Annotated in this window: 26 protein-coding genes; 11 read left to right on the plus strand and 15 right to left on the minus strand. The window is 62.0% G+C overall.

Annotated elements, in window-relative coordinates:
* Positions 1–1,382, minus strand: a 1,382-nt coding sequence (locus AC1ECN_RS24500) for a hypothetical protein (protein ID WP_477954359.1), incomplete at its 3' end; no start/stop codon positions are given.
* 160 nt (positions 1,383–1,542) lie between these two features.
* On the opposite strand from AC1ECN_RS24500, the gene AC1ECN_RS24505 reads away from it, so the two are divergent.
* Together AC1ECN_RS24505 and AC1ECN_RS24510 are read left to right on the plus strand one after the other, a co-directional pair.
* A complete protein-coding gene (locus AC1ECN_RS24505; RefSeq protein ID WP_024322271.1) occupies positions 1,543–2,550 on the plus strand; it encodes a glycosyltransferase in 1,008 nt (335 codons plus the stop codon).
* Positions 2,547–2,924, plus strand: a complete 378-nt coding sequence (locus AC1ECN_RS24510; RefSeq protein ID WP_130665375.1) for a GtrA family protein — start codon at positions 2,547–2,549, stop codon at positions 2,922–2,924. The genes AC1ECN_RS24505 and AC1ECN_RS24510 overlap by 4 nt, the downstream gene beginning before the upstream one ends.
* A gap of 103 nt (positions 2,925–3,027) precedes the next feature.
* Here AC1ECN_RS24510 and AC1ECN_RS24515 read toward each other — a convergent pair whose 3' ends face one another.
* Positions 3,028–4,014, minus strand: a complete 987-nt coding sequence (locus tag AC1ECN_RS24515) for a Gfo/Idh/MocA family protein (protein ID WP_477954361.1) — start codon at positions 4,012–4,014, stop codon at positions 3,028–3,030.
* 178 nt (positions 4,015–4,192) lie between these two features.
* Between AC1ECN_RS24515 and AC1ECN_RS24520 the strand changes: the two genes are divergently transcribed.
* Both AC1ECN_RS24520 and AC1ECN_RS24525 read left to right on the plus strand, forming a co-directional pair.
* Positions 4,193–5,140 carry an aldo/keto reductase gene (locus tag AC1ECN_RS24520; RefSeq protein ID WP_477954363.1) on the plus strand — a complete coding sequence of 316 codons (948 nt, stop codon included), beginning with the start codon at positions 4,193–4,195 and terminating at the stop codon, positions 5,138–5,140.
* Between the two features lie 14 nt (positions 5,141–5,154).
* Positions 5,155–5,604, plus strand: a complete 450-nt coding sequence (locus AC1ECN_RS24525; RefSeq protein ID WP_130673427.1) for a GNAT family N-acetyltransferase — start codon at positions 5,155–5,157, stop codon at positions 5,602–5,604.
* Positions 5,605–5,648: 44 nt separating this feature from the next.
* On the opposite strand, the gene AC1ECN_RS24530 is transcribed toward AC1ECN_RS24525, so the two are convergent.
* Positions 5,649–6,344 (minus strand): hypothetical protein, encoded by a 696-nt coding sequence (locus AC1ECN_RS24530; RefSeq protein ID WP_130673426.1) that lies wholly within the window; start codon positions 6,342–6,344, stop codon positions 5,649–5,651.
* 114 nt (positions 6,345–6,458) lie between these two features.
* Between AC1ECN_RS24530 and AC1ECN_RS24535 the strand changes: the two genes are divergently transcribed.
* Positions 6,459–6,956, plus strand: a complete 498-nt coding sequence (locus AC1ECN_RS24535) for a YciE/YciF ferroxidase family protein (RefSeq protein ID WP_003544628.1) — start codon at positions 6,459–6,461, stop codon at positions 6,954–6,956.
* Between the two features lie 45 nt (positions 6,957–7,001).
* Here AC1ECN_RS24535 and AC1ECN_RS24540 read toward each other — a convergent pair whose 3' ends face one another.
* Positions 7,002–7,910, minus strand: a complete 909-nt coding sequence (locus tag AC1ECN_RS24540; protein ID WP_130662667.1) for a LysR family transcriptional regulator — start codon at positions 7,908–7,910, stop codon at positions 7,002–7,004.
* A gap of 233 nt (positions 7,911–8,143) precedes the next feature.
* Here AC1ECN_RS24540 and AC1ECN_RS24545 point away from each other — a divergent pair, with 233 nt between their 5' ends.
* Together AC1ECN_RS24545 and AC1ECN_RS24550 are read left to right on the plus strand one after the other, a co-directional pair.
* Complete coding sequence (locus tag AC1ECN_RS24545; protein ID WP_130662666.1) at positions 8,144–9,139, plus strand: aldo/keto reductase; 996 nt, start codon at positions 8,144–8,146, stop codon at positions 9,137–9,139.
* A gap of 91 nt (positions 9,140–9,230) precedes the next feature.
* The gene (locus AC1ECN_RS24550; RefSeq protein ID WP_017966590.1) at positions 9,231–9,590 is read left to right on the plus strand and encodes a nuclear transport factor 2 family protein; all 360 of its coding nucleotides are present in this window, start codon (positions 9,231–9,233) and stop codon (positions 9,588–9,590) included.
* A gap of 54 nt (positions 9,591–9,644) precedes the next feature.
* On the opposite strand, the gene pheT is transcribed toward AC1ECN_RS24550, so the two are convergent.
* The 5 genes from pheT to infC form a co-directional block, all read right to left on the minus strand.
* On the minus strand, positions 9,645–12,068 hold the full coding sequence (gene pheT / locus AC1ECN_RS24555; protein WP_130673425.1) for a phenylalanine--tRNA ligase subunit beta: 2,424 nt from the start codon (positions 12,066–12,068) through the stop codon (positions 9,645–9,647).
* A 16-nt stretch (positions 12,069–12,084) separates the two neighbouring features.
* Positions 12,085–13,167 carry a phenylalanine--tRNA ligase subunit alpha gene (gene pheS / locus AC1ECN_RS24560; protein ID WP_130673424.1) on the minus strand — a complete coding sequence of 361 codons (1,083 nt, stop codon included), beginning with the start codon at positions 13,165–13,167 and terminating at the stop codon, positions 12,085–12,087.
* Positions 13,168–13,317: 150 nt separating this feature from the next.
* Positions 13,318–13,722, minus strand: a complete 405-nt coding sequence (gene rplT / locus AC1ECN_RS24565; protein WP_003544622.1) for a 50S ribosomal protein L20 — start codon at positions 13,720–13,722, stop codon at positions 13,318–13,320.
* Positions 13,723–13,760: 38 nt separating this feature from the next.
* Positions 13,761–13,964, minus strand: a complete 204-nt coding sequence (gene rpmI / locus AC1ECN_RS24570; protein ID WP_003544621.1) for a 50S ribosomal protein L35 — start codon at positions 13,962–13,964, stop codon at positions 13,761–13,763.
* A gap of 311 nt (positions 13,965–14,275) precedes the next feature.
* Positions 14,276–14,812, minus strand: coding sequence for a translation initiation factor IF-3 (gene infC / locus AC1ECN_RS24575; protein ID WP_075225634.1), 537 nt, complete (start codon positions 14,810–14,812; stop codon positions 14,276–14,278).
* 178 nt (positions 14,813–14,990) lie between these two features.
* Here infC and AC1ECN_RS24580 point away from each other — a divergent pair, with 178 nt between their 5' ends.
* Together AC1ECN_RS24580 and AC1ECN_RS24585 are read left to right on the plus strand one after the other, a co-directional pair.
* Positions 14,991–15,830: an alpha/beta hydrolase gene (locus AC1ECN_RS24580; protein WP_130673423.1), complete on the plus strand. Its 840-nt coding sequence runs from the start codon at positions 14,991–14,993 to the stop codon at positions 15,828–15,830.
* Between the two features lie 154 nt (positions 15,831–15,984).
* Complete coding sequence (locus AC1ECN_RS24585) at positions 15,985–16,584, plus strand: transglutaminase-like cysteine peptidase (protein ID WP_018069940.1); 600 nt, start codon at positions 15,985–15,987, stop codon at positions 16,582–16,584.
* Positions 16,585–16,747: 163 nt separating this feature from the next.
* Here AC1ECN_RS24585 and mbfA read toward each other — a convergent pair whose 3' ends face one another.
* The gene (gene mbfA / locus AC1ECN_RS24590) at positions 16,748–17,731 is read right to left on the minus strand and encodes an iron exporter MbfA (protein WP_130673422.1); all 984 of its coding nucleotides are present in this window, start codon (positions 17,729–17,731) and stop codon (positions 16,748–16,750) included.
* Positions 17,732–17,904: 173 nt separating this feature from the next.
* On the opposite strand from mbfA, the gene AC1ECN_RS24595 reads away from it, so the two are divergent.
* On the plus strand, positions 17,905–18,372 hold the full coding sequence (locus AC1ECN_RS24595) for a group III truncated hemoglobin (RefSeq protein WP_130673421.1): 468 nt from the start codon (positions 17,905–17,907) through the stop codon (positions 18,370–18,372).
* 95 nt (positions 18,373–18,467) lie between these two features.
* Here AC1ECN_RS24595 and AC1ECN_RS24600 read toward each other — a convergent pair whose 3' ends face one another.
* From AC1ECN_RS24600 to AC1ECN_RS24610, 3 genes are all read right to left on the minus strand, one after another.
* The gene (locus AC1ECN_RS24600; RefSeq protein WP_130673420.1) at positions 18,468–19,379 is read right to left on the minus strand and encodes an EamA family transporter; all 912 of its coding nucleotides are present in this window, start codon (positions 19,377–19,379) and stop codon (positions 18,468–18,470) included.
* Between the two features lie 320 nt (positions 19,380–19,699).
* Entirely contained in the window at positions 19,700–20,251 is a 552-nt protein-coding gene (recX, locus tag AC1ECN_RS24605) for a recombination regulator RecX (protein ID WP_477954370.1), read from the minus strand.
* 9 nt (positions 20,252–20,260) lie between these two features.
* Positions 20,261–21,286 (minus strand): histone deacetylase family protein, encoded by a 1,026-nt coding sequence (locus AC1ECN_RS24610; RefSeq protein WP_130673418.1) that lies wholly within the window; start codon positions 21,284–21,286, stop codon positions 20,261–20,263.
* Positions 21,287–21,419: 133 nt separating this feature from the next.
* On the opposite strand from AC1ECN_RS24610, the gene AC1ECN_RS24615 reads away from it, so the two are divergent.
* The gene (locus AC1ECN_RS24615; protein WP_024323484.1) at positions 21,420–22,031 is read left to right on the plus strand and encodes an HAD family hydrolase; all 612 of its coding nucleotides are present in this window, start codon (positions 21,420–21,422) and stop codon (positions 22,029–22,031) included.
* A 15-nt stretch (positions 22,032–22,046) separates the two neighbouring features.
* Here AC1ECN_RS24615 and AC1ECN_RS24620 read toward each other — a convergent pair whose 3' ends face one another.
* Both AC1ECN_RS24620 and AC1ECN_RS24625 read right to left on the minus strand, forming a co-directional pair.
* Positions 22,047–22,565 (minus strand): GNAT family N-acetyltransferase, encoded by a 519-nt coding sequence (locus tag AC1ECN_RS24620; protein WP_130673417.1) that lies wholly within the window; start codon positions 22,563–22,565, stop codon positions 22,047–22,049.
* 24 nt (positions 22,566–22,589) lie between these two features.
* The gene (locus AC1ECN_RS24625) at positions 22,590–23,156 is read right to left on the minus strand and encodes a helix-turn-helix domain-containing protein (protein WP_130673416.1); all 567 of its coding nucleotides are present in this window, start codon (positions 23,154–23,156) and stop codon (positions 22,590–22,592) included.
* Between the last annotated feature and the right edge of the window lie 24 nt (positions 23,157–23,180).

Consider the following 23,180-nt stretch of genomic DNA (forward strand, 5'->3'; position numbering starts at 1 on the left):
GCCCAGGCGGCCGGAGCACTGGCGAGCACGGTCACGATATAGACGAAGGCGGCGGCGACATTCTCGTTGTCGTTGTTGGAGATGCGCTTGATATCGATGATCAGCAGGGCAAGCGGCAAGATCGAGATCAGGTTCGAGAAGGTGGAACCGCGCACCTGGACCAGTGCGATTGCCCAGCTCGTCATCAGCAGGAAGAGCAGGATCAGGTGGATCTGCACGCGGTCACGCTGAACGACGCGGAAGATGCAGACGGCGATGCCGAACAAGCCGGCCGCATAGAAGCCACCGATCGAGAAGGGATCGGTGCGCCCGAGAACAAAAACCGACTGCGCTTCCGAAACATTCCTCAGCCAGAGCTCGACCAGCATCGGATCGAGACCGGCCAGCGGATCGCTCAGGCATTGCGGTGCGATCACGACCGCCGAACCGAGAACACCGGCGCCGACGACGGCGAGCGCGGCAAAGCGCAAGGGCCGGCGCAGGCGGCTCGCGAAAACCGCCGAAAACAACAGCAGTCCGCCGCCGATCGCCGCCAGGCTGTAATAGCCGAGCGAGAGATTGTCGCAGGTGACCATCGAATAAAGCCGGGGCGGCACCGTTGCGAAGAAGAGGATGCTGATCGCCATCGCCAGCGCCAGCCCGAAGGCCTTGGCGGCGGCAGCGAAATTTTCGCCCTCCCATGCCCAGAGCAGGGCGATGGTCAGGCAGACGGCGGCGACGAAAGGTGTCGTCTCGGCGCCGATGGCAATGGCGACCGCTGCCGCGATGCCGGCAACCGCATAACTCCAGGCGCGACGCTCAGGATCCAGCAGCATCGCGATCATCGTCGCGACCAAGGCCAACTGCGCATTGTGATGATCGATGGCGCCCGGCGCGAAACGGTTTCCGGTGTAGATCGCAAGACCGGTCAAGCCGAGACTGATGTGCATGGCGGCAACGCCGCCGATGCGCCGACCGGCAACCGCCATGGCGAGCATGGCAGGCAGGATGAGCGATACCGGCCAGGCGGCGAGCGCCAGCGCCTCGGCCGTCGCATGCTGTACAAACAGGCCGAAGAACCAGATCAGCGAGGCGATCGGCAGGTCGATCAGCCGCGACCAATGCATCAGCGTGCCGCCGTCGAGGCCGAGACGGTATTGCATCAGATCGAACCAGCCCTGCCCGGCCAGAAAATCGCGAACTTCGACGAGACGCATTCCGTCGTCATTGTCGGGGCCGACGTAATCGGTGGCACCGGAAAGCTTGGTGATGAGGATGGCGGCGGCAAGGATGACGCTATAGGCGATGACGGTTGGCCAGAGACGCGTCAGCAGGTCGCGTAGCCCGACCCGAGGGGCGTCTATCGCGGATGATGCATGGGTGATCGGCTGCACAGCGTTCATCGTGGTTAGCGGTTCGTTTCCGGATAGCGAAGCTTAACCGCCGCCGATCAAGAAAGTGTAAAGCCGTTTGTGGCAGCCGCTGATTTTGCCTGCGTCATAGGGTCTTATTAACGGCGCGTGATTTAGGTTGAGCGCGGCTTTCAGTGTAACGAGTAGAGTCATGGCCCGATCGCGTACCGACAATCTGAATATTGCCGTCCTGCTTCCCTGCTATAATGAAGCGGCGACGATCGGCCCTGTCGTCCAGGGCTTCCGGGCGACGCTGCCCGATGCTGCGATCCATGTCTACGACAACAATTCCACCGACGGCACCGCGCTGCAGGCGATGCTTGCCGGCGCGCATGTCGTGCGCGAGCGGCGCCAGGGCAAGGGCCATGTCGTGCGCCGCATGTTCGCCGACATCGACGCCGACATCTACATCATCGCCGACGGCGACGGCACCTATGCGCCCGAGGATGCCGAGGAACTGGTGCGTACGTTGCTGACCGAGCGCGCCGACATGGTGGTCGGCACAAGGCGCGGCGTGCACGCCGATGCCGGCCGTCAGGGCCATGCGCTCGGCAACCGGCTTTTCAACCTGCTTTACCGGATGATCTTCGGCCCCGATTTCACCGATATCTTTTCCGGCTACCGCGCGTTTTCGCGCCGCTTCGTCAAGAGCTTCCCGGCGGTATCAGGCGGCTTCGAGATCGAAACCGAAATGTCCGTGCATGCCTCCCGGCTGAAGCTGCCGGTCAGCGAACTGGAGCTCGACTACGGCCGCCGGCCGGAAGGCTCGCACTCCAAGCTTTCGACATTCCGCGACGGCGCCAAGATCCTCTGGATGTTCGCGATGCTGATGAAGGAAACCCGGCCCTTCGCCTTTTTCAGCGCGATCAGCGCCACCTTCATGCTGGCGAGCCTCGGCTTCATGGCGCCGGTGCTGGCGGAATATTTCGAGACAGGTCTCGTCAGCCGCATGCCGACCTGGGTGCTGTCGACGGCGCTGATGATGATCTCCTTCATGCTGTTCACCGCCGGCGTCATCCTGGATTCCGTTGCGCGCGCCCGCGCCGAACAGCTCCGAATCCATTATATGGGCCTGGAGAGGCCGAGCGCGTTGAAGGCGCCGCTCAGCGACGCAGGGCCGGCATCGCGCGCGCGTCCCGGCAAGGCGGATGCGGCATGAGAAAGCTCATCCGCTTCACGATTGCCGGCGGCATCGGCTTCCTCGTCGATGCCGGCATCCTGTCGGCGCTGCTCCATCTGACGCCGCTCGGGCCGTTTCTGGCGCGACTCATCGCGATCGCCTTCGCCATGGCGGCGACCTGGGCTTTCAATCGGAGCTTCACCTTCGATCGCACCGGCCGTTCGCTTGCCGCCGAAGGCTTCCGCTATGGCTCGGTCGGGGTGACGGCAGCGCTGGTCAATTACGGGCTCTATTCCGCGCTGCTGCTGTCGCTGCCGGTGCTTCAGCCGCTGGCGGCCATGGTGATCGCCAGCGTCGCCTCGATGATCTTCAGCTTCTTCGGCTATTCGCGCTTCGTCTTCCGCGCCGAGTGATTAGAGCGCCGCGCGTCCAATAGGACGCGCTAAGGACGCTCAAACCCTCTGAAGTGGCGCATAATCCTTTCCGAAAATCGATTCCGATTTTCGGGGTTATGCGCTAGACTGCTTCCCAGCCGTCCTTCTCGCTGGCCCGGTAGATCGCGTCGATCACCTTCTGGTTCAGCTTCGAATTTTCGAGGGTAACGATCTCTTCCTTGCCGTTCGTCACCGCCCGGGCGAAGGCCTCGACCTGCCGCTTGTACTGGCGGCTGTCCTGGAAGCGGAAGATGCGCGATTCAGTGTGGCTGCGGTCGGCAAGCTCGATCTCTTCCGGTCCCCAGCGATTGGCATTGAACGGCGACTTGACCTCGATGTAGCCTTCGGTGCCGTGGAAGACCATGACCTGGCGGTTGGCCATCTGCGTCGAGATATAGAAGCTCAGCTCGAAATCACCGAAATCGGCCTTGACGCTCGAATAGATATCCGTGCCGAAATCCGCATCGCGCTCGGTGATCGCCTGGATCCAGAGCGGCTCCTTGCCTGTGGAAAAACGCGTGCCCATGACCGGATAGACGCCGATATCGGGAAGGCCGCCGCCGCCGAGCTCGGGGACGTTGCGCATGTTGGCGGGGTCGCGGTTGAAATAGGTGAAGGCGCCCTGCACATGCCGGAGCGACCCGATCGCGCCCTCGCCGATCAGCGAGCGCACCTTCTGCCAGACCGGGGAATAGGTGATCATATAGGCTTCGGTGACCACCACCCGGTTGCGGTCGCGGGCGGCGATCAGATCGTCGATATCACCGGCCTTGAGCGCCAAGGGCTTTTCGCAGAGCACGTGCTTGCCGGCATCTGCCGCCTTGATCGACCATTCGATATGCTGCGAGGTCGGCAGCGGAATGTAGACGGCGTCGATGAGGTCGGATGCCAGCATCTCCTCGTAGGAGCCGAAGGCATGCGGCACCGAAAACCRGTCGGCCATCTCCCTCGCACGCTTGAGATCACGGCTGGCAATCGCCGTGACGACGCAATTCTCCGCATCCTGGATCGCCGGAACGACATTGTCGCGGCCGATCTTCGCCGTTGAAATGATACCGAAACGCAACATGATCCAAGCCTCCCAAACTGATTTCCGCGAACCATATTCAGGCCCTAGCTGCGGCGCAATGGCGCGACATGAAATCACGGAAGTTTGCCTTCCCGGATGCGCGGATCGCACTAAGTTGGTCAGGGCGGCGTTCTGCCGTATCCGCGATTTCAATTCCTTCACACTTCTGGAGAGCGTCATGGAAATGCGCCGGCTTGGAAAAACAGGTCTATCGGTCGCGCCGATCGTCATCGGCGGCAATGTCTTCGGCTGGACGGCCGACGAAAAAACATCCTTCGCCATTCTCGATGCCTTCTTCGACGCGGGCCTGAACACGATCGATACGGCCGATGTCTATTCCTCGTGGGTTCCGGGCAACAAGGGCGGCGATTCCGAAGAGATCATCGGGCGTTGGCTAAGCCAGGCAAAGATCTCCCGCGACAAGGCCGTTATCGTCACCAAGGTCGGCTCCGACATGGGACAGGGAAAGACGCTGAAGGAAACCTATATCCTGAAGGAGGTCGAGGATTCGCTGCGCCGGCTGCAGACCGATTATATCGACCTCTATCTCTCGCACTGGCCGGATGAAGATACGCCGCATGAGGAAACGCTCGGCGCCTTTGCCAAGCTGAAGCAGCAGGGCAAGATCCGCGCCATCGGCTGCTCGAACTATGATGCGACACTGCTTCAGGCTTCCTTCGACGCTGCCGAAGAGGCCGGCCTGCCGCGTTACGATGTGTTGCAGCCGGAATATAATCTCTATGAACGTTCGAGCTTCGAGGGGCCGCTTGCCGATCTCTGCGTCGAAGAAGACATCGGCGTGATTACCTATTTCAGCCTTGCCGCCGGCTTCCTCACCGGCAAATACCGCAGCAACGCCGATACGGAAGGCCGCGCACGCGAGGGCCGGGTTTCGAAATATCTCGACGATAAGGGCCTGCGTATTTTGGCCGCGCTCGACAAGGTTTCGGCCGAGGCCGGTGCAGCGCCGGCAGAAATTTCGCTCGCCTGGCTGCTGCGCAAGAAGGGCGTGACGGCGCCGATCGCCAGCGCGACCAACCTTTCACAGCTTGAAAGCCTGGCGAAATCGGCGACACTTGCGCTTTCCAATGACGCGATGGCGCTCCTCGACCAAGCCGGCGCCTGAAAGAAAGAGACGCCATGACCGTCACGATACGTGAGGCCCGCCCCGAAGACGAAGCCCGCTGGCGCGAACTTTGGGCCGCCTACCTCGCCTTTTACGAAGTCACGGTCGATGCCGATATCACCGATTCCACATGGCGCCGGGTCTTCGATCCGGCGTCGGCGATTGCGATGCGTGTCGCCGAGGTCGATGGTGGGATGATGGGCTTTGCGCTTTATCTCACGCATGAGGGCACGTGGATCCGCGGCAGGGACTGCTATCTCGAAGACCTGTTCGTCGATGCCGATGCGCGCGGTAAGGGCGTCGGGCGGGCACTGATGGACGATCTCGTTTCGACCTGCAAAGCCAAGGGCTGGTCGCGGCTCTACTGGCATACGAGCGAGCAGAACAGAACCGCGCGGGCGCTCTATGACAGCTATGTCGAGAGCGACGGCCACATCCGCTATAGGATCACCTTCACTGCATAATTCCTTAAACCGGAACCGATTTAAGGATAAAATTATGCAGCAACTCAAAGTGTTACAGCGTCCTTTGCGGCTCTCGAAAAGACGCGCGGCGCTGTAGGCGCAGGAAATCCTTTGTAAAAGGCGGCATGATCGCCTTCCCAATTGGCCATGCCGGGTTTGGTCAGGATGCCGCGCGGGCTGACATAACTCTGGATCACCCGTTTCGGCCGTTCGTGCCATTGGATATTGAAGGCCCAGAGCTTGGGAAAGAAGCAGAGCGAGGCATAAGGCAGGTGGTCGTGAATCCACCAGGCGAGCCGCTGCCAGTCGCTTTCATCGTGGTAGTGGTCGATCATCCATGGCACGGCAATGCAGACGGCTGCGCCCATGCAGCCGTCGAAGTCCCTCATATCCCAGATGTGATGCGCGGCGGTGGACGCATTGGTCGAACAGTTCAGATTGTTCTCGTTGCCGAACCTGTTGACCGCGGGCGAGCGATAGCCGGATCGGATATGCAGGCGCCCGAACGTTGCCTCCAGCGGCTCCAGCAATTCCTCGCAGAGCCTCTTACCCGCCTCGATCGCCAGGTCGGGATCCTCGGGGATGTTGGGGATGCGATAGAAATCGGCGATTTCGGAATGCAGGAAATCGCGAAGAAAGAAGTTTTGCGACAGCCGTACGCGGCCAAGATCCTCCAGACCCTTCATTGAATTCGGTTTTCGCATGACGTCATTCTCCTGCGCATCGACGGCAGGAATCATCGCCCGGCACCGATTTCCAGTCCACCCGAAATCGGTCGGGAACAATTAGCGCGATCTTCTCTTCTTAATGTGTCGCCGCATTCGCGGTTTTCCCCAAAAACAAGGATCGAGAAAATGGCCAAGGAAAAGACGTTGGAAGATCTCTTCTACGACACGCTGAAGGACATCTACTTTGCCGAACGGCAGATATTGCGCGCGCTGCCGAAGATGGCACGCGCCGCCCAATCCCCCGAATTGAAGAAGGGCTTCGAAAAGCACCGCGAGGAAACCGAAGGCCAGGTCGAGCGCCTGCAGCAGGTTTTCGAACTGATCGGCAAACGCGCCCAGGGCAAGACCTGCGAGGCGATCCAGGGCATCATCGCCGAGGGCGAGGAAATCATGGAGGAATTCAAGGGCACGGCGGCCCTCGATGCCGGCCTGATTTCGGCTGCCCAGGCCGTCGAGCATTATGAAATCGCCCGCTACGGCACGCTGAAGACCTGGGCAGCGACCCTCGGTCTCAAGGAGGTGGTCGGCCTGCTCGACCAGACGCTGCAACAGGAAACGGCCACCGACAAGACCCTCTCCCAGCTCGCCACCACGGCGGCAAACCAGAAGGCAAAGGCTGCCTGATGCGCACGGCACCCTAGCAAGAACGGGCGGCCCGGTTCCCATTCCTTACCGGCCGCCCGTATCCTGCTCGCTGTATCTGAAGAAATCGATGAAGGCGCGCAGCGCCGGGCGCATCTGTCGCCGGGTGGGATAATAGAGAAACGGCCCGGCATAGGGCGCGCACCAATCTTCCAGCACCCGCACAAGCTTGCCGCTCGCCAGTTCGTCATCGACCCGCATGTCGAAGAGATAGGCAAGGCCGGCGCCGTTTAGCGCCGCAAGCAAGGCCAGCCGATCCTCGCTGACGATCAGCGGCCCGTCGACCGAAACGACGAGTTCCTGCCCGTCCTTTTCGAATTCCCAGCGATAGATCGAGCCGTTGGTGAAGCGCCGCTTGATGCAGCGATGATGGACGAGATCGCGCGGATGCTCCGGCTTCGGATGGTGCTCGAAATATTCGGGCGAAGCGGCGATCACCGTCGTCAGATCGGGCGAGACCCTGACCGCGATCATATCAGCCTCCAGGCTCTCCTCCAGCCGGATACCGGCGTCGAAACCCTCCTTGACGATATCGGTGAAGCCATCCTCATTGGCGATCTCCAGGGTGATATCGGGATAGAGGTTGAGAAAGTCGCCGAGCCGCGGAGCGAGCAGCAGATCGGAGGCGAAGCGCGGCGCGGTGATGCGCAGGTTTCCGGCCGGCTTGGCGCGCGTATCGCGGACGGCCTCCAGAGCAATGTCGATCTCCTCGAGCGCGGGACGAAGTCTTTCAAGCAGCAGGCGGCCCTCCTCCGTCGGCGCGACGCTGCGGGTGGTGCGCGCCAGAAGCCGCACCCCCAGACTTTCCTCGAGGCTCGATATCGCATGGCTGATTGCCGAGGGCGCGACGAGGAGTTCCTTCGCCGCCGCCCGGAAGCTGCGATGCTCCGAGACGGCGGCGAGAACGGCGAGTTGCGAGAGCTGTGTCCTGTTCATTGATCGAAATAATAGAACAACCTGTTAGAAACTGCATGTATTTTCTGATTGATGGCGCAGCGATATGGTCTGCGGGTACCGCAACCATCCAGAACAGAATGATTTCAGGCCGGGCGGCCTAAAATCTGAATCCTGTTCTGAATTAATAGTTAGAGCATGATGTCGTCCGAAAACCGCTCACACTTTTCGGCATCATGCTCTGGCGGCTCAAAATCAGCTCAGAGGAGCACATCATGAAAAGCCGGAAACTCGGAAACGATCTGACCGTCTCTGCCGTCGGCCTTGGCTGCATGGGCATGAGCTTTGCCTATGGCGCCAGCGACGATGCGGAATCGATCAAGACACTGCATCGCGCCATCGATCTCGGCGTGACCTTCTTCGACACCGCCGAAGTCTATGGTCCCTTTACCAACGAGGTTCTTCTCGGCAAAGCGCTGAAGCCGTTCCGCGACCGCGTGGTGATCGCCACCAAGTTCGGCTTCAAGATCGATGCCAGCAAGCCGGGTACTGCCGCCATCACCGGCGTCGACAGCCGCCCTGAGCATGTGCGGGCGGTGGCCGAGGCCTCGCTGAAACGCCTCGGCATCGAGACCATCGACCTCTTCTACCAACACCGGGTCGATCCTGACGTGCCGATCGAGGACACGGTCGGCGTCATGGCGGAACTGGTGAAGGAAGGCAAAGTCCGCGCCCTCGGGCTTTCGGAAGCCGGCAGCGCCACCATTCGCCGCGCCCATGCGGTCCATCCGATCGCAGCCCTGCAGAGTGAATATTCGCTCTGGACGCGCGACCCGGAAGAGGAGGTGCTTGCCACCTGCCGCGAACTCGGCATCGGCTTCGTGCCCTACAGCCCGCTCGGCCGCGGCTTCCTGACGGGAGCGATCCGCAAAGTGGAGGATCTCGCTGCCGACGATTTCCGCCGACAGGTGCCGCGTTTCCAGGCGGAAAATTTCGACGCCAACGCCGCCCTCGTCGCGACGCTCGAGCGGCTGGCCGCTGAGAAAGGCGTGACGGCAGCACAGCTGGCGCTGGCCTGGGTGTTGAACCAGGGCGACGACATCGTGCCGATCCCGGGCGCCCGCAAGCTTCATCATCTCGAACAGAACGCCGCGGCCGCCGATATCGTGCTGAGCCCGGCGGAACTCGCGAGGCTTGAAGAGGTCATCCCGGCCGGACAGGTGGCCGGCAAACGTTACTCGGATGCCTCGCTTGCGATGACGAACATCTGAACCTGAAAAAGCCCGGTCGGCGCAACCGGCCGGGCTTGCCTTCGGGGCTGGCGAAACTATCTAACGCCATCTCGGAGAACGGGATGAAAATATGTCGGACAGGCAGGCAGTCGAACAGACGGTTCATCTCTATGTCGAAGGCATGGCCTTCGCCAATGAGGCAGCCTTGAAAAAGGCCTTTCATCCGAAAAGCTCGATCATCGGCCATTACGAAAATGCCGTCGAATGGCTGACGCGGGACGAATTCATCGCCGCGATCCTGCAGGAGGAGCCGGCGCCGCCCGGCACGCAGCCCTACATGGACATCCAGAGCGTCGATGTCGAAGGCGATGCGGCAAGCGTCAAGGTCACCGACGATTTCGCCGGCATGCGCTTTACCGATTATCTCTCGCTGCTGAAGATCGACGGCCGCTGGACGATCGTCAGCAAACTCTACCATCTGCATCTGTGAAAAGACCGGCCGCTATTCGCGACCGGTCCATTATTTGACGACGTTGGGTGAAGCTCAGCTTCTGAGGACACCGCCGGTGAATTTCGCAACGCTGGCGACGATCTTCTGCGTCAGCGCCTCGAAATCCTCGTCCGTCAGCGTGCGCTCGACCGGCTGGATCTGCACCTCGATCGCCACCGACTTCTTGCCGTCGCCAACCGATGCGCCCTCGAAGATATCGAAGACGTTGACGCCGGTCACCAGCTTGCGGTCGGCGCCTGTGGCGGCCTTGACGATGGCGCCGGCTTCCACCGTCTTGTCGACGACGAAGGCAAAGTCACGCCGCACGACCTGGAAGGGCGACAGTTCGAGCGCCGGCTTGGTGCGCGTCGCCTTGCGCTTGGCGTCCGGCATGGCGTCGACATAGACTTCGAAGCCGCACAGCGCGCCGGAGACATCGAGCGCTTCCAGTGTCAGCGGATGGAATTCGCCGAAATAGCCGAGCACGACTTTCGGCCCCATCTTGATCGTGCCGGAGCGGCCGGGATGATACCATTCCGGCCCGCCCTGCTCGATCTGGATATTGCCCATCGGGAGGCCGCAGGCTTCGATGACCGCGAGCGCGTCGGCCTTGGCGTCGAAGACGTCGACCGGCTTGCCGCCGCCCTTTGCGGCGTTCGACCAGGCGCGACCGGCGCCGGCAAGCGAGGCCGTGCCGCGACGGATGCCGCCGGCCACGCGGCGCTGACCGTCCGGCCGATCGTTCTCATAGGTGCCGGAGACCTCGAAGAGGGCGACGTCGGAATACCCCTTGTCGGCATTACGCTGGGCTGCGGTCAGCAGGCCCGGCAGCAGCGAGGGGCGCATATCCGACATTTCGGCGGCGATCGGGTTGGCAAGCTTGAGGGCGGGCGAACCGCCGCCAAAGAGCTTCGCCTGGTCTTCCGGAATGAAGGACCAGGTGACGGCTTCGAGCATGCCGCGCGCGGCCAGCGCCCGCTTGGCGAGGCGGGTGCGGATCTGCAGCGTCGTCAGGATCTTGCCATTGACGGCCGCGTGGCTTTCGAGCGGCGCCGGCTTGATATTGTCGACGCCGTGGATGCGCATGACCTCCTCGACGAGATCGGCCTTGCCGTCGACATCGGGGCGCCAAGAGGGAACGGCGACGGAGACGCGCTCGCCGGAACCGGAGACCGTGAAGCCGAGGCGCATCAGAATCGTGTTGCTTTCCTCATTCGAGACGTCGAGGCCCGTCAGGCGCTTGACCTCCGAATAGGGGAAATCGACGATCTTCGGTTCGTAACCTTTGTAGCCGACGATCTCGGCCTTGGCGGCCTTGCCGCCGCAAAGTTCCAGCACCAGTTCCGTCGTGCGTTCGAGACCGGGGACCATATAGTCCGGATCGACGCCGCGTTCGAAGCGGTAGCGGGCGTCGGTGATGATGCCGAGGCTGCGGCCTGACTTGGCGATGTTCATCGGGTCCCAGAGGGCGGATTCGATCAGCACGTCGACGGTGTTCTCGTCGCAGCCGGAATGTTCGCCGCCCATGATGCCGCCGATCGACTCGATGCCATTGTCATCGGAGATGACGACGTTGTTCGGCGAGAGCTTGTATTCGCGCTGGTCGAGCGCCAGCACCGTCTCGCCTTCGGCGGCGCGGCGGACGGTCAGGTTGCCGTTGATCTTGGTAGCGTCGAAGACGTGGATCGGCCGCCCCTGATCGAAGGTCATGTAATTGGTGACATCAACCAGCGCGTTGATGGGGCGCAGGCCGATGGCGATCAGCCGCTGCTGCATCCAGCGCGGGCTCGGACCGTTCCTGACGCCGCGCACGAGGCGCAGCGCAAAGCCCGGGCAAAGCTTCGGGTCGTCGAGATCGAGCGTCAGCGTGACCGGCGTCTCGCCTTCCACGGCGAAGGACGGCGCGGGCCGGGTCTTCAGCGTGCCGAGACCGGAGGCGGCGAGATCGCGGGCGATGCCGTGGATGCTGGTGCAGTCCGGCCGGTTGGGCGTCAGGTTGATCTCGATGACCGGATCATCGAGATGAGCGTAGGTGGCATAGCTCGTGCCGACAGGCGCATCGTCCGGCAGGTCGATAATGCCGTCGTGACTGTCGGAGATCTGCAGCTCCTTTTCGGAGCACATCATGCCATGGCTTTCGACGCCGCGGATATTGCCGACGGCGAGCGTCACGTCGATACCGGGCACATAGGTTCCGGGCGCTGCGAAGGCGCCGACGAGACCGGCGCGTGCATTCGGGGCGCCGCAGACGACCTGGACCGGCGCGCCGGAACCGGTATCGACCATCAGCACCTTCAGGCGATCGGCCTGCGGATGTTTTTCGGCCGAGACGACCCTGGCGATAACGAAGGGCTTGAAGGCCGCCTTGTCGTCGACATCCTCGACCTCCAGCCCGATCTCGGTGAGGCGCGTGCAGATTTCATCGAGGCCGGCATCCGTTTCCAGATGCTCTTTCAGCCAGGAGAGCGTGAATTTCATCGTCCCAATTCTCCGTTCAAGCGCTGAGGCCGCCGAACAGCGTCGGCATGTCGAGCGGGCGGAAGCCGTAATGCGTCATCCAGCGGACGTCGGCGTTGAAGAAGTCGCGCAGGTCGGGCATGCCGTATTTCAGCATGGCGATGCGGTCGAGGCCCATGCCCCAGGCAAAACCCTGATATTCGTCCGGATCGAGCCCGCCGTAACGCAGCACGTTCGGGTGGACCATGCCGCAGCCGAGGATTTCCATCCAGTCGGTACCCTCGCCGAACTTGACGATCGGGCCGGAGCGGTCGCACTGGATATCGACCTCGAAAGAGGGCTCGGTGAAGGGGAAGAAGGACGGGCGGAAACGCATCGTCACGCTGTCGACCTCGAAGAAGGTCTTGCAGAATTCTTCCAGCACCCAGCGGAGGTTGGCGACATTGGCCTTCTTGTCGACGACCAGGCCTTCGACCTGATGGAACATCGGCGAATGCGTGGCGTCCGAGTCCTGGCGGTAGGTCTTGCCGGGAATGATGATGCGGATCGGCGGTGTCTGCGCCTCCATGGTGCGCACCTGCACCGGCGAGGTATGGGTGCGCAGGACCTTACGCTCGCCCTTCTCATCCGGGTTGAAGAAGAAGGTGTCGTGCATCTCGCGAGCCGGATGGCCTTCGGGGAAATTCAGCGCGGTGAAATTGTAATAATCGGTCTCGATGTCGGGACCTTCGGCGATCGAGAAGCCCATGTCGGCAAAGATCGCGGTGATCTCGTCGACGATCTGGCTGATCGGATGGATGCGGCCGCGCTCGGCGGGCGAAGAGCGCACCGGCAGGCTGACGTCGACCGTCTCGGCCTTCAGCCGCGCATCGATCGCCGCTTGCCGCAGCGTCGTCTTGCGGGCGGTGAGCGCCTCGGTCACCGCGTTCTTCAGAACGTTGATCGCCGCGCCCTTGCTCTGGCGCTCCTCCGGCGTCATGGCGCCGAGCGTCTTCAACAGTTCGGAGACGGATCCCTTCTTGCCGAGGGCGGAAACGCGCACGGCTTCAAGCGCCGTCTCGTCATCGGCAGCGGCGATTTCGGCGAGCAGCGATGTGTTGAGCTGGTCGATATCTGACATTGTCACTTCTTTCCGTCCAGTATCAGGCGGGCGATCGGGAGGCAGGCGGCGCCGGCCGGCGCCAGGAATATAAAGAAAGAAAAACCCGCGCTAGCCCAAACCAGCGCGGGTTTCCCAAAATCATAAATTCAAAAGCTTGGGAAGCGCTGGTTACTTGACCGCGCCTTCAAACTCGTTCGCCGTGCCGGCTTCCTTGAGGTATTCAAGAGCCTTCTTGGCAGCGCTGACCAGCGCGCCGAATGCTTCCGGCTCGTGGATCGCCATGTCGGAGAGAACCTTGCGGTCGACTTCGATGCCAGCCTTGTTCAGGCCGTCGATGAAGCGGCCGTAGGTCAGGCCGAATTCACGCACAGCGGCGTTGATGCGCTGGATCCAAAGCGCACGGAAGTTGCGCTTGTTGACCTTGCGGTCGCGGTAGGCGTACTGCTTCGAACGATCGACAGCAGCCTTGGCGGTACGGATGGTGTTCTTGCGGCGGCCGTAAAAGCCCTTTGCTGCCTTCAGAACCTTCTTGTGCTTGGCATGAGAGGTGACGCCTCTTTTTACACGTGCCATATCATGATCTCCTTAAATCTAGCGTTCGCGGACGAGTCTCAGAGACCGTTCGGCAGGTAATTCTTGATAACCTTGCGGCCATCCGGTTCTGCGAGAACCATGGTGCCACGTGCATCGCGAATGAACTTGTTGGAACGCTTGATCATGCCATGGCGCTTGCCAGCAGCGGCAGCCTTGACCTTGCCGGTTGCGGTGATCTTGAACCGCTTCTTGGCAGAGGACTTCGTCTTCATCTTGGGCATTTTGCTACTCCTTCTGTCCTCCCTGCGCGCTTTATCAAAAAAGCCCTTCTCGCGAAGTCCGGTTCTCCGGCCGTCGCAACAAGGTGCGGGAGCGTTTGTTGTTGATCTGCGGCATCGGCGACGAACCGTTCCGCAAGCATTCGAAACTGCCACGGCATGCCCTGCCGGTCAGTTCGGACGCGCGCTTATAACCGCAGCGTCATGAAAGTGCAACGGGGCCGCGGAGGAATCTTCGCGCATCCAAAAATATGGTGGCAGAAAGCACAAAAGCCGCCCTTGCGGACGGCCTTGGGCGAAAAACTGCCTGGCGCTTACTTCGGCGCCAGCACCATCATCATCTGGCGGCCTTCGAGCTTGGGCTCAGCTTCGACCTTGGCGAACTCGATCGTATCGGCCTTGACTTGCTGCAGAAGCTTCATGCCGAGTTCCTGGTGGGCCATTTCACGGCCGCGGAACTTCAGCGTCACCTTGACCTTGTCGCCTTCGTCGAAGAAGCGACCCATCGCCTTCATCTTCACCTCATAATCATGGGTGTCGATGTTCGGGCGCATCTTGATTTCTTTGACTTCGACGATCTTCTGCTTTTTGCGCGCCTCGGCGGCCTTCTTCTGGTTGGCATATTTCAGCTTGCCCAGATCGAGGATCTTGCACACTGGCGGTTCGACATTTGGGGAAATTTCGACGAGATCGAGGCCGGCTTCTTCCGCCATTCTCAAGGCCTGGTCGGTAGGCACGACGCCCATATTCTCTCCGTCAGCCCCGATCAGCTGGACTTTGGGAATGCGGATTTCACGGTTCGAGCGCGGTCCGTCCTTCACGGGCGCGTCGGTTTTAAAAGGTCTGCGAATGGTCGTATTCTCCTCGCGTTGTTTCGGAACGTTGCAGCATCGCGCTCCCAATCAGGGGTGCACAAACGTGTCGCGTCATCGCTGCAACGGAGTCAATATCATCCTTTAGCGGAAAAATCACCCGCTGTCAGCCTGCCAAGAATCTGTTTTATAGGCCAAAACAACAGGAGTTTCGCCGATGTCCGATCAGTTGTCCAATGTCCAGCCGCAGTTCCTGACGGTCGGCGAGGGTGAGGCGGCGCGTGAGATCGCCATGCTCGTCCGCCCGGCACAGGGCGGCAATGGCGCACCGGCACTCGTCTGGCTGTCCGGCTACCGCTCCGACATGAGCGGCACCAAGGCGGTGGAACTCGACGGGCTGGCGGCGGAACTTGGGCTTGCCTGCATCCGCCTCGATTATTCCGGCCACGGGCTTTCCGGCGGCAGCTTCGGCGACGGCACGATCTCGCGCTGGCTGGAGGAGGCGCTTGCCGTCATCCGCCATGTCGCCCCCGAACGCGTGATCCTCGTCGGCTCCTCGATGGGCGGCTGGATCGCGCTCAGGCTGGCGCAGGAGCTTGTACGGCAGGGTGGCCCAAAGCTCGCAGGGCCAAAGCTCGCAGGGATGGTGCTGATCGCGCCGGCGCCCGATTTCACCTCCGAGTTGGTCGAGCCGAACCTCAAGGCCAAGGAGCTGAAGTCGCTGGCCGAGCGCGGCTATTTCGAAGAGCGTTCGCAATACAGCCCGGAACCGAACATCTATACACGGGCGCTGATCGAGGACGGCCGCGAGAACCGGGTGCTCGACGGCATTATCGAAACGGGCTGCCCGGTGCACATCCTCCAAGGCATGAAAGACCCTGACGTGCCGCATGCGCATGCGATGAAACTGGTCGAGCATCTTCCCGCCGACGACGTGGTGCTGACCTTCATCCGCGACGGCGACCATCGCCTTTCCCGCCCTGGCGATATCGCGCTTCTCTTGAGTGCCGTCAAAGGCATCATCCGTTCATCAACAAATAGGCAGATGCCCGCCTGAATAGCATCGGCCGAAAGTAAGCTCCCGGGCTTGTTGCATTTTAACCATGTCGACGAGTTGCAAGGCGCTCCCAAGAAGTAACGATTGACTCTTTCCGGCCCTCTCCATTAACACTTTGTTAATAAATAAGGGGCGATGCGAGGAAAGAGCGGGCGTGCGGATCAAGGGTATCTTTGTGGCCATGATGGCCATGTTTGCGATGGCGACGGCCGCCATACCGGCCCCCAGCAGAAATGCTTCCATGGTGACAGGCAATGCCACCTCACAGCCGATCGGTCACTACGATTTCTGTCAGATCCACCGCAGTGAATGCGGTGCAAACCGCAATTCCGGCCCGGTCGCCATGACCGCTGCAAGCTGGTCGGTCGTGCGTTCGGTCAACGCCACGGTCAACCGCACGATCACGCCGATGACCGACAAGGAGATCTACGGCAAGGATGAGGTCTGGGCCTATCCGACCACTGCCGGCGACTGCGAGGATTTCGCGCTGCTGAAGCGCCGCATGCTGATCCAGCGTGGCTTTTCGGCTGCCGATCTGCTGATGACCGTCGTGCGCAAGCCGGATGGCGAAGGCCATGCGGTGCTGACGCTGCGCACCGCCGAGGGCGATTTCGTGCTCGACAACCTCGCCTCCGACGTCAAGCCGTGGTTTGGAACGCCCTATTCCTTCGTCAAGCGCCAGTCGAGCTACAATGCCGGCCGCTGGGTCACCATCGAGAACGGCCGCGACGTCCTGGTCGGCGCGCTGCGGTAAAGGTTGCAATAGAGAATGTGAAAAAGGCCGGCGATTTGCCGGCCTTTTTGTATTGTTGGTTTGGGATGCCGCACCGTCTCCCGGCCCTTCGCTTTGGGCTCAGGGCGTTCGTCGCTGCAATCGATTCGCTGGATCGATTGCTCGGGCTGCGCCCGACCGCTCCTCACCCATTCCCGATCAGGATACCGGCGCCGAGCACTAGGCCGCCGCCGAGCACCACCTGGAAGGCGGCGCGCAGGAAGGGGGTTTCCATGTAACGGTTCTGGATGAAGGCGATCGCCCAGAGCTCGAAGAAAACGACGACGGCGGCGGTGATCGTTGCCGTCCAGAAATGCGGGATCAGATAGGGCAGCGCGTGGCCGAGACCGCCGAGCGCCGTCATGATGCCGCAGGCAAGTCCGCGCTTGATCGGCGAGCCTCTGCCGGAGATCTTGCCGTCGTCATGGGCGGCCTCGGTGAAGCCCATCGAAATGCCGGCGCCGACGGAGGCTGAAAGGCCGACGAGGAAGGTCTGCCAGGTATCTTGCGTTGCGAAGGCGGCGGCGAAGATCGGCGCCAGCGTCGAGACCGAGCCGTCCATCAGCCCGGCAAGACCCGGCTGCACATAGGTCAGCACGAATTGCCGATGCACCGTCGCGTCCTCGTCGTGCTTGACGTCTTCGGGCGTATGTTTGTCGCCCAGCATGCGGGCGATATCCTCATGCCCCTGTTCGGCGAGGGCGAGATCACCGAGAAGCTGGCGCGTCGATGCGTCAGAGGTCCGTTTTGCCGCCTCGACATAGAAACGATAGGCCTGCTCCTCCATCGCCTCGGTTTCCCTGCGCATCGCATCCAGCGTAAGGTTTGCCCTGAGCCAGTCCGGCTTGCGCTCGTAGAAGCCCTCTACATGCTCGCGCCGGATCAACGGAATGCGCTCGCCGAAACGCTGGCGATGGATCTCGATCAACGACTTGCGATGCGTATCCTCGACCTCGGCCATGTCCTCGAAGACCTTGGCCGAGGCCGGAAATTCGCGGCGCAGCCTGTCGGCATAGGCAAGATAAATGCGGGCATCGTCTTCCTCGGAGGCGATCCCAAGGGCAAGGATTTCCTGCTCGGACAGCGAGTCGAAAGATCGTTTCGAGGATCTGAAAAACCGCGCCAGCATGACTCTCTCCAATTTTTTAGAATAATTCTAAATCTAAAGAACCGTGCGATGCCGGTCAAGTGCGTACGGCAAGCTGGCTGACAGATTGCCGCAAGCGGCACGGACGACTTTGGCGCAGTGGCATAAACACCTATATGAGAGGGCGCCGCATCACGCGGCGCCGGGGTTTTGGAATGGACAATGACATTCAGGGCCGCCCTGCTCATGTCGCGGCGATCCGCGAAAGGGCGGAGGCGGAGATGCGGGACATGGGCGTCGACGCGGCCTTCATCGACAGGCTGGTCGAGACCTTTTACGCACGCGTGCTAACGCATCCCGATCTCGGCCCGGTGTTCGACGCCAAGCTGTCCGGGCGCTGGCCGCAGCATATGACGAAGATGAAGAGCTTCTGGTCGGCCGTTGCCTTTCGCAGCGGCGCCTATGGCGGCAAGCCGGTGCAGGCGCATACTCATGTGGCCAATCTGACGCCTGATCTCTTCCCGAAGTGGCTGTCGCTGTTTGCTGCAACGCTCGACGACATCGCCCCGTCGCCGGAGGCCAAGGCCTGGTTCATGGCGACGGCGGAACGGATCGCCAAGAGCCTGGTGCTGTCGCTGTTCTACAATCCGGCACTCGACGATCCCACGCGCAAACCCGCCTGATCTAAATTAACGAAATAGTGCAGGCATCCTGCTCCATCTTTTTGTTTTCACGCAATCCGGACGCAAAACCGCTGGGCACTTTCGCTGGAATTGCTCTAGGTCTTCGCCGCCGAGGCGGTGGCGCCGGCGCTGGCCGCCACGACGAGCGCCGTTCCCAGCATCTGCAGCACGGTCATCGGCTGGGCGAGGATCAGAAAGCCGGCAAGGGCGCCGATCGCCGGTTCGAGGCTCATCAGGATGCCGAAGGAAGCCGCCGGCATGCGCCGCAGCGCCACCATCTCCAGCGCATAGGGCAGCAGCGGCACGAGGATGGCAAGGCCAAGGACCTCGACCAGTCCCTTCAGCGTGAAGGCGCCCGCCGTCTCCGCCAGACCGAAGGGTGTTGCGACGAGGCCGGCAACGAGCAGCGACATCGAGAGACCTTCCAGCCCCTTGAAGGCAGCGCCGACCTTCTTCGTCAGCAGGATATAGACCGCCCATCCCACAGCCGAGCCGAGGGCAAAGAGGACGCCCGGGAGATTGCCGACCCAGCCTTCGCCGTCATGGGCGAGGAAGAGAATGCCGGCAGCAGCAATCAACGGCCAGGTGAGCCGCCAGGTCAGGCCATAACCGAAGACAGCGACCGAGAGCGGCCCGAGGAAATCGATGGCGATCGCCAGACCGAGCGGCAGCCGCTGGATCGCCGCGAAGAAGCAGAGCGTCATGGCAGCGGTCGTCGTGCCGAGCAGCAACGTCGCCCGCCATTGGGCGCTGGTATAACGCAGCACCGAAGGCCTGACGACGACGGCAAGGATGATCGCCGCAAAAGCAAGCCGCAGCCAGGTAGCGCCGGCAACGCCATAGGTCGCAATGGCTGACGACGACAGTGCCGCACCGAACTGGATCGACGACATCGACATCAGGCACATCACGACCCCGGCCGCCAAGCCGCCCGAAGCCGGCGATATGCCCGGCTGCGCAATCAAGGCTGCGCCATCCATCCCGGTCTCGATATTCTTGATGTCCATGTGGCCCCCGATCCTGGCGCGGTTCTAAGCCGAAGACGGGGGGAGAACCAAATTCAATCTTTTCATGCCGGGATCAAGAGCGCTGATGCTGAGGAATGCCAAGGATTGGCCGGCGGCGCGGGAGATCGCCGGTGGCAGCCCCTCATCCGCCTGCCGGCACCTTCTCCCCGCAGGCGGGGCGAAAGGACCATGCCGCGCCCTCTCCGTTCCCCACTCGCTCTCGCAAGGCGCGTCCCCTCTCCCCGTTTTTTTACGGGGAGAGGGTTAGGGTGAGGGGCAGCCATCGGCGCTAACCAGCCAGCAAAAGCCTTGATGCAATATCAGCGACGGCCGGCAAGGATGACCTCTTCGGCGTCTTCGAAGCTCATTTCAAAGACCTTCCTGCCGATGTCGAAGCTGAAGCCGTTGCGGGCAAAAGCCGAAAGCTCTTTCGCCTTTCGCTTTTCGTCGAGCTCGACCCGGCGGAAGGGGCCGAAGGCGCGCTTGCGGGCAAATATCGCTGCCGCATAGAGATCGTCTGCCTCTTCAAGCGCCGCCTCGACCTTGTCGCTGGAGACGCCCTTGGCAGCAAGCTTCTGGGCGATCGCGCGCTTCGATTTACCGCCGCGCACGGCCGAACGCGTGCTGATCTCCGCATAGGCGCTGTCGTCGAGCACCTTGTTGTCAGAGGCAAATTTGACGGCGAAATCGGCGATGGCCTTGAGTTGCGCCGCGCTGATATCCTCGAATTTCTCCTTCGCCTTGCGGGTGATGGCGTCAAACAGCTGCTTTTCCGTCATCATCCGCCGMTCCAGGCGATAGATAGCGGAGTTGCGCGCCCAGCTCAGCATGCGTGATGTCGGGATATCGGATGGAACGGTCTCGTCGGTCATCGGCAAGGATCAGGCTTCCAGACCCTTGAGGACATTGGCGACGTTGAGGCCGATCTCCGGCACGCCGTAGCCGCCCTCCATGCAGGCGAGCACCGGCAGGCCGGCGGCTGCTATCATCGCGCCCATGCGGGTAAAATCGTCGGAGGTGAGGCTGAAGAAGGAGATCGGATCGCGCTCGAAAGTATCGACGCCGAGTGCCACGACGATCGCCTCGGCGCCGAAGGCCTTGATGCGGGCCAGCGCATCGGCAAGGGCCGAAGACCAGACATCCCAAGGCGTGCCCGGCAGCATCGGATAGTTGCGGTTGCTACCTGCACCCTCCCCCTCGCCTTCCTCGTCGGCATGGCCGAGGAAATAGGGAAAGGCCTGCATGGGATCGCCATGCAGCGAGGCGGTGAAGACATCGCCTCTGTGATAGAAGAGATCCTGCGTGCCGTTGCCATGGTGGAAATCGACATCCAGCACGGCGACTTTCCTCGCACCATGGTCGAGCAGCCGCTGCGCCGCGACGCCCGAATTGTTGATGAAGCAGTAACCGCCGAAGAGATCGATGCCGGCATGGTGGCCGGGCGGGCGGCAGAGCGCGAAGGCGAAGCGATTGCCGGCATTCAGCCAGTCGACGCCTGTGATCGCGCAGCGCATCGAAGCGATCGCCGCCTCGTAGGAGCCCTTGGTGATCGAAGTATCGGCGGCATTGGCGTAGTGGCCGATCGCGCCGACGATATTGTCGGGCACGCGCTGGCTGGTGCGGCGAACGGCAAAGGAATTGGCGATCGCCTCTCCTGTAAAACCGGCCGCCACCCAGCGGTCCCAGACGGTGGCGAGAAAATCCAAATAGGCGGGATCATGCACTTTTCGAGCCGTTTCCAGTCCATGCGCATCCGGTGCCACGACATCGGCAAAACCCGCCTGCTTGACCGCCGCCAGGATCCATTCGGCGCGAAACGGCGCCTCGAAGGGCGTCACCAGCTGGCCAGCGTGCAGCTCGGTCCTGGCATCGCGCAGCTTGTGATCCTCGGAATAGATGACGCGCATTTCAGATCCTGCCCTTGATTGACAATGGAGATTTACACGGCTCGGCCCTGACAAAAAAGCGGCGCGGGCTCTTGATCGTCTGGAATAATGACGCCACCTTCGCCGCTGTTTTGAGAACCAGGAAATTTTCTGCATGAAAGTGCTGATGGTCGATGTCGACGGCGTGCTCATTCATGGTCGTCCCGCCGACGGCCTGCCTCTCTTCACCTACCTCGAGCGTGATCTCGGGCTGCGGGTCGACCTGCTGCAGCAGGAATTCTTTCAGACCCACTGGCGCGATATCATCATCGGCCGCGAGGCGCTGGAGCCGAGGCTCGCTGACGTTCTGGCAAAGATCGCGCCCCATCTCAGCGCCGAAACACTGATCGACTACTGGTTCGAAAACGATTCCCGCCTCGACCGCAATCTGCTCGAAGAACTCGCCGCTCTCAGGCAAAGCGGCATCACCCTCTTGCTGGCGACCAACCAGGAACATAGGCGGGCACGCTACCTGATGGAGCAGATCGGCCTTAACGCGCATTTCGACGACATCATCTATTCCGCAGCACTCGGGCACAGCAAGCCTTCTCCCGATTTCTTCCGGATGGCGACCGAGCGGGCCGGCGTGCTGCCCGGCGAAATCGCCTTCATCGACGATATGGCCGAAAATATCGAAGCGGCGCGACAATTCGGCTGGAATGCCGCGCAATGGACGGCGGGCACGACGCTTGGCGGCGCGCTTCCTGTCTTCGCCAGGCCGGCCTGAGCGGGACCGGCGCAATCAGGCGAGCCGTTTGTAAAACAGGGTGGTGGCGCAGAAACCGCCTTCCGGCCACAGCGCATAGTCGGGGATGACGCCGACGCGCTGCCAGCCCAAGCGCGGATAGATCGCCTCGGCATCGCTGCCGGTTGCCGTGTCGAGCACGAGCAGGGTCTTGCCGCGGCTTGCCGCCTCGCGTTCGGCGGCATCCATCAGCAGCCGGGCTAGCCCCCTGCCGCGGGCCGAGCGATGCACCAGCAGCTTCTTCAGATCGCCGCGATGCGGCTGGTTCGGCATCTGCGCGGCACCCACCTGCACCGTGCCGACGATCCTGCCGTCGAGTTCAGCGACCAGCAGCAAGTTGCCGCCCGTTGCAACGGCATCGGCGACATCGCGCCAGTAGGGCTCGGCATCTTCAGGCCCATAGGGCTGCATGAAGCCGACGGAGGCACCGCCAGCGACGCAATCGACAAGCACCTGCGAAAGGGCTGGAATGGCGGCGCGGGCCTCCTCGGCGGAAAGGGTACGAATGGCAGGCATGCTGTTCTCCTGAAATGAAAGCTGTTATCGGCCGCCGCGATCGAGCACGACGCAATAGCGCGCCGGCGCGTCGCCGGGATTGTGGAAGACGTGACCCTCGCCGACCGGCATGAAGAGGCAATCGCCCGGGCGCAGCCGGTAGACGGTCTCACCCGCCGTCATCTCCAGCTCGCCGTCGAACAGCCAAATATGCTGCGTCATGCCATGGGCGCTCGCATGCGAGGGGAAGCTGACGCGGGCGCCGGCCGGGAATTCAACCTCGACGATATCGACATCGGAAGCGGTGCCCGGGGGTGAAACAGACCGCCTGAGATAACCGGTCTCCGGATCGCGCCAGACCTGCTGTTCCTGCCTCCGGGCGAGCGGCGAGGCCTGCCCCTCCTCCGCAAAGAAGGCCGACAGCGACAGGCCGAGCGCGGCGCAGATCCTTGCCAGCAGCGAGGCGGTCGGGCTCGCCTCCGCCCGCTCAATGCGCGAGATCATCGCCCGGCTGACGCCGGAAGCCGCAGCAAGATCATCGAGCGTCAGAGCCTTTTCCTGCCGCAGCGTGCGAATGCGGATGCCGATCGCCTGTTCGAGTTCCGGTTCCATTTTCCAGCCCCGTGATTCCACTAT

Source organism: Rhizobium sp. 01N447_2, assembly GCF_056399245.1.

Coding starts and splice junctions, on each gene's coding strand:
- AC1ECN_RS24505 (WP_024322271.1), top strand. CDS start 1,543: ATGGCCCGATCGCGTACCGACAATCTGAATATTGCCGTCCTGCTTCCC.
- AC1ECN_RS24510 (WP_130665375.1), top strand. CDS start 2,547: ATGAGAAAGCTCATCCGCTTCACGATTGCCGGCGGCATCGGCTTCCTC.
- AC1ECN_RS24520 (WP_477954363.1), top strand. CDS start 4,193: ATGGAAATGCGCCGGCTTGGAAAAACAGGTCTATCGGTCGCGCCGATC.
- AC1ECN_RS24525 (WP_130673427.1), top strand. CDS start 5,155: ATGACCGTCACGATACGTGAGGCCCGCCCCGAAGACGAAGCCCGCTGG.
- AC1ECN_RS24530 (WP_130673426.1), bottom strand. CDS start 6,344: ATGATTCCTGCCGTCGATGCGCAGGAGAATGACGTCATGCGAAAACCG.
- AC1ECN_RS24535 (WP_003544628.1), top strand. CDS start 6,459: ATGGCCAAGGAAAAGACGTTGGAAGATCTCTTCTACGACACGCTGAAG.
- AC1ECN_RS24540 (WP_130662667.1), bottom strand. CDS start 7,910: ATGAACAGGACACAGCTCTCGCAACTCGCCGTTCTCGCCGCCGTCTCG.
- AC1ECN_RS24545 (WP_130662666.1), top strand. CDS start 8,144: ATGAAAAGCCGGAAACTCGGAAACGATCTGACCGTCTCTGCCGTCGGC.
- AC1ECN_RS24550 (WP_017966590.1), top strand. CDS start 9,231: ATGTCGGACAGGCAGGCAGTCGAACAGACGGTTCATCTCTATGTCGAA.
- pheT (WP_130673425.1), bottom strand. CDS start 12,068: ATGAAATTCACGCTCTCCTGGCTGAAAGAGCATCTGGAAACGGATGCC.
- pheS (WP_130673424.1), bottom strand. CDS start 13,167: ATGTCAGATATCGACCAGCTCAACACATCGCTGCTCGCCGAAATCGCC.
- rplT (WP_003544622.1), bottom strand. CDS start 13,722: ATGGCACGTGTAAAAAGAGGCGTCACCTCTCATGCCAAGCACAAGAAG.
- rpmI (WP_003544621.1), bottom strand. CDS start 13,964: ATGCCCAAGATGAAGACGAAGTCCTCTGCCAAGAAGCGGTTCAAGATC.
- AC1ECN_RS24580 (WP_130673423.1), top strand. CDS start 14,991: ATGTCCGATCAGTTGTCCAATGTCCAGCCGCAGTTCCTGACGGTCGGC.
- mbfA (WP_130673422.1), bottom strand. CDS start 17,731: ATGCTGGCGCGGTTTTTCAGATCCTCGAAACGATCTTTCGACTCGCTG.
- AC1ECN_RS24595 (WP_130673421.1), top strand. CDS start 17,905: ATGGACAATGACATTCAGGGCCGCCCTGCTCATGTCGCGGCGATCCGC.
- AC1ECN_RS24600 (WP_130673420.1), bottom strand. CDS start 19,379: ATGGACATCAAGAATATCGAGACCGGGATGGATGGCGCAGCCTTGATT.
- AC1ECN_RS24610 (WP_130673418.1), bottom strand. CDS start 21,286: ATGCGCGTCATCTATTCCGAGGATCACAAGCTGCGCGATGCCAGGACC.
- AC1ECN_RS24615 (WP_024323484.1), top strand. CDS start 21,420: ATGAAAGTGCTGATGGTCGATGTCGACGGCGTGCTCATTCATGGTCGT.
- AC1ECN_RS24620 (WP_130673417.1), bottom strand. CDS start 22,565: ATGCCTGCCATTCGTACCCTTTCCGCCGAGGAGGCCCGCGCCGCCATT.
- AC1ECN_RS24625 (WP_130673416.1), bottom strand. CDS start 23,156: ATGGAACCGGAACTCGAACAGGCGATCGGCATCCGCATTCGCACGCTG.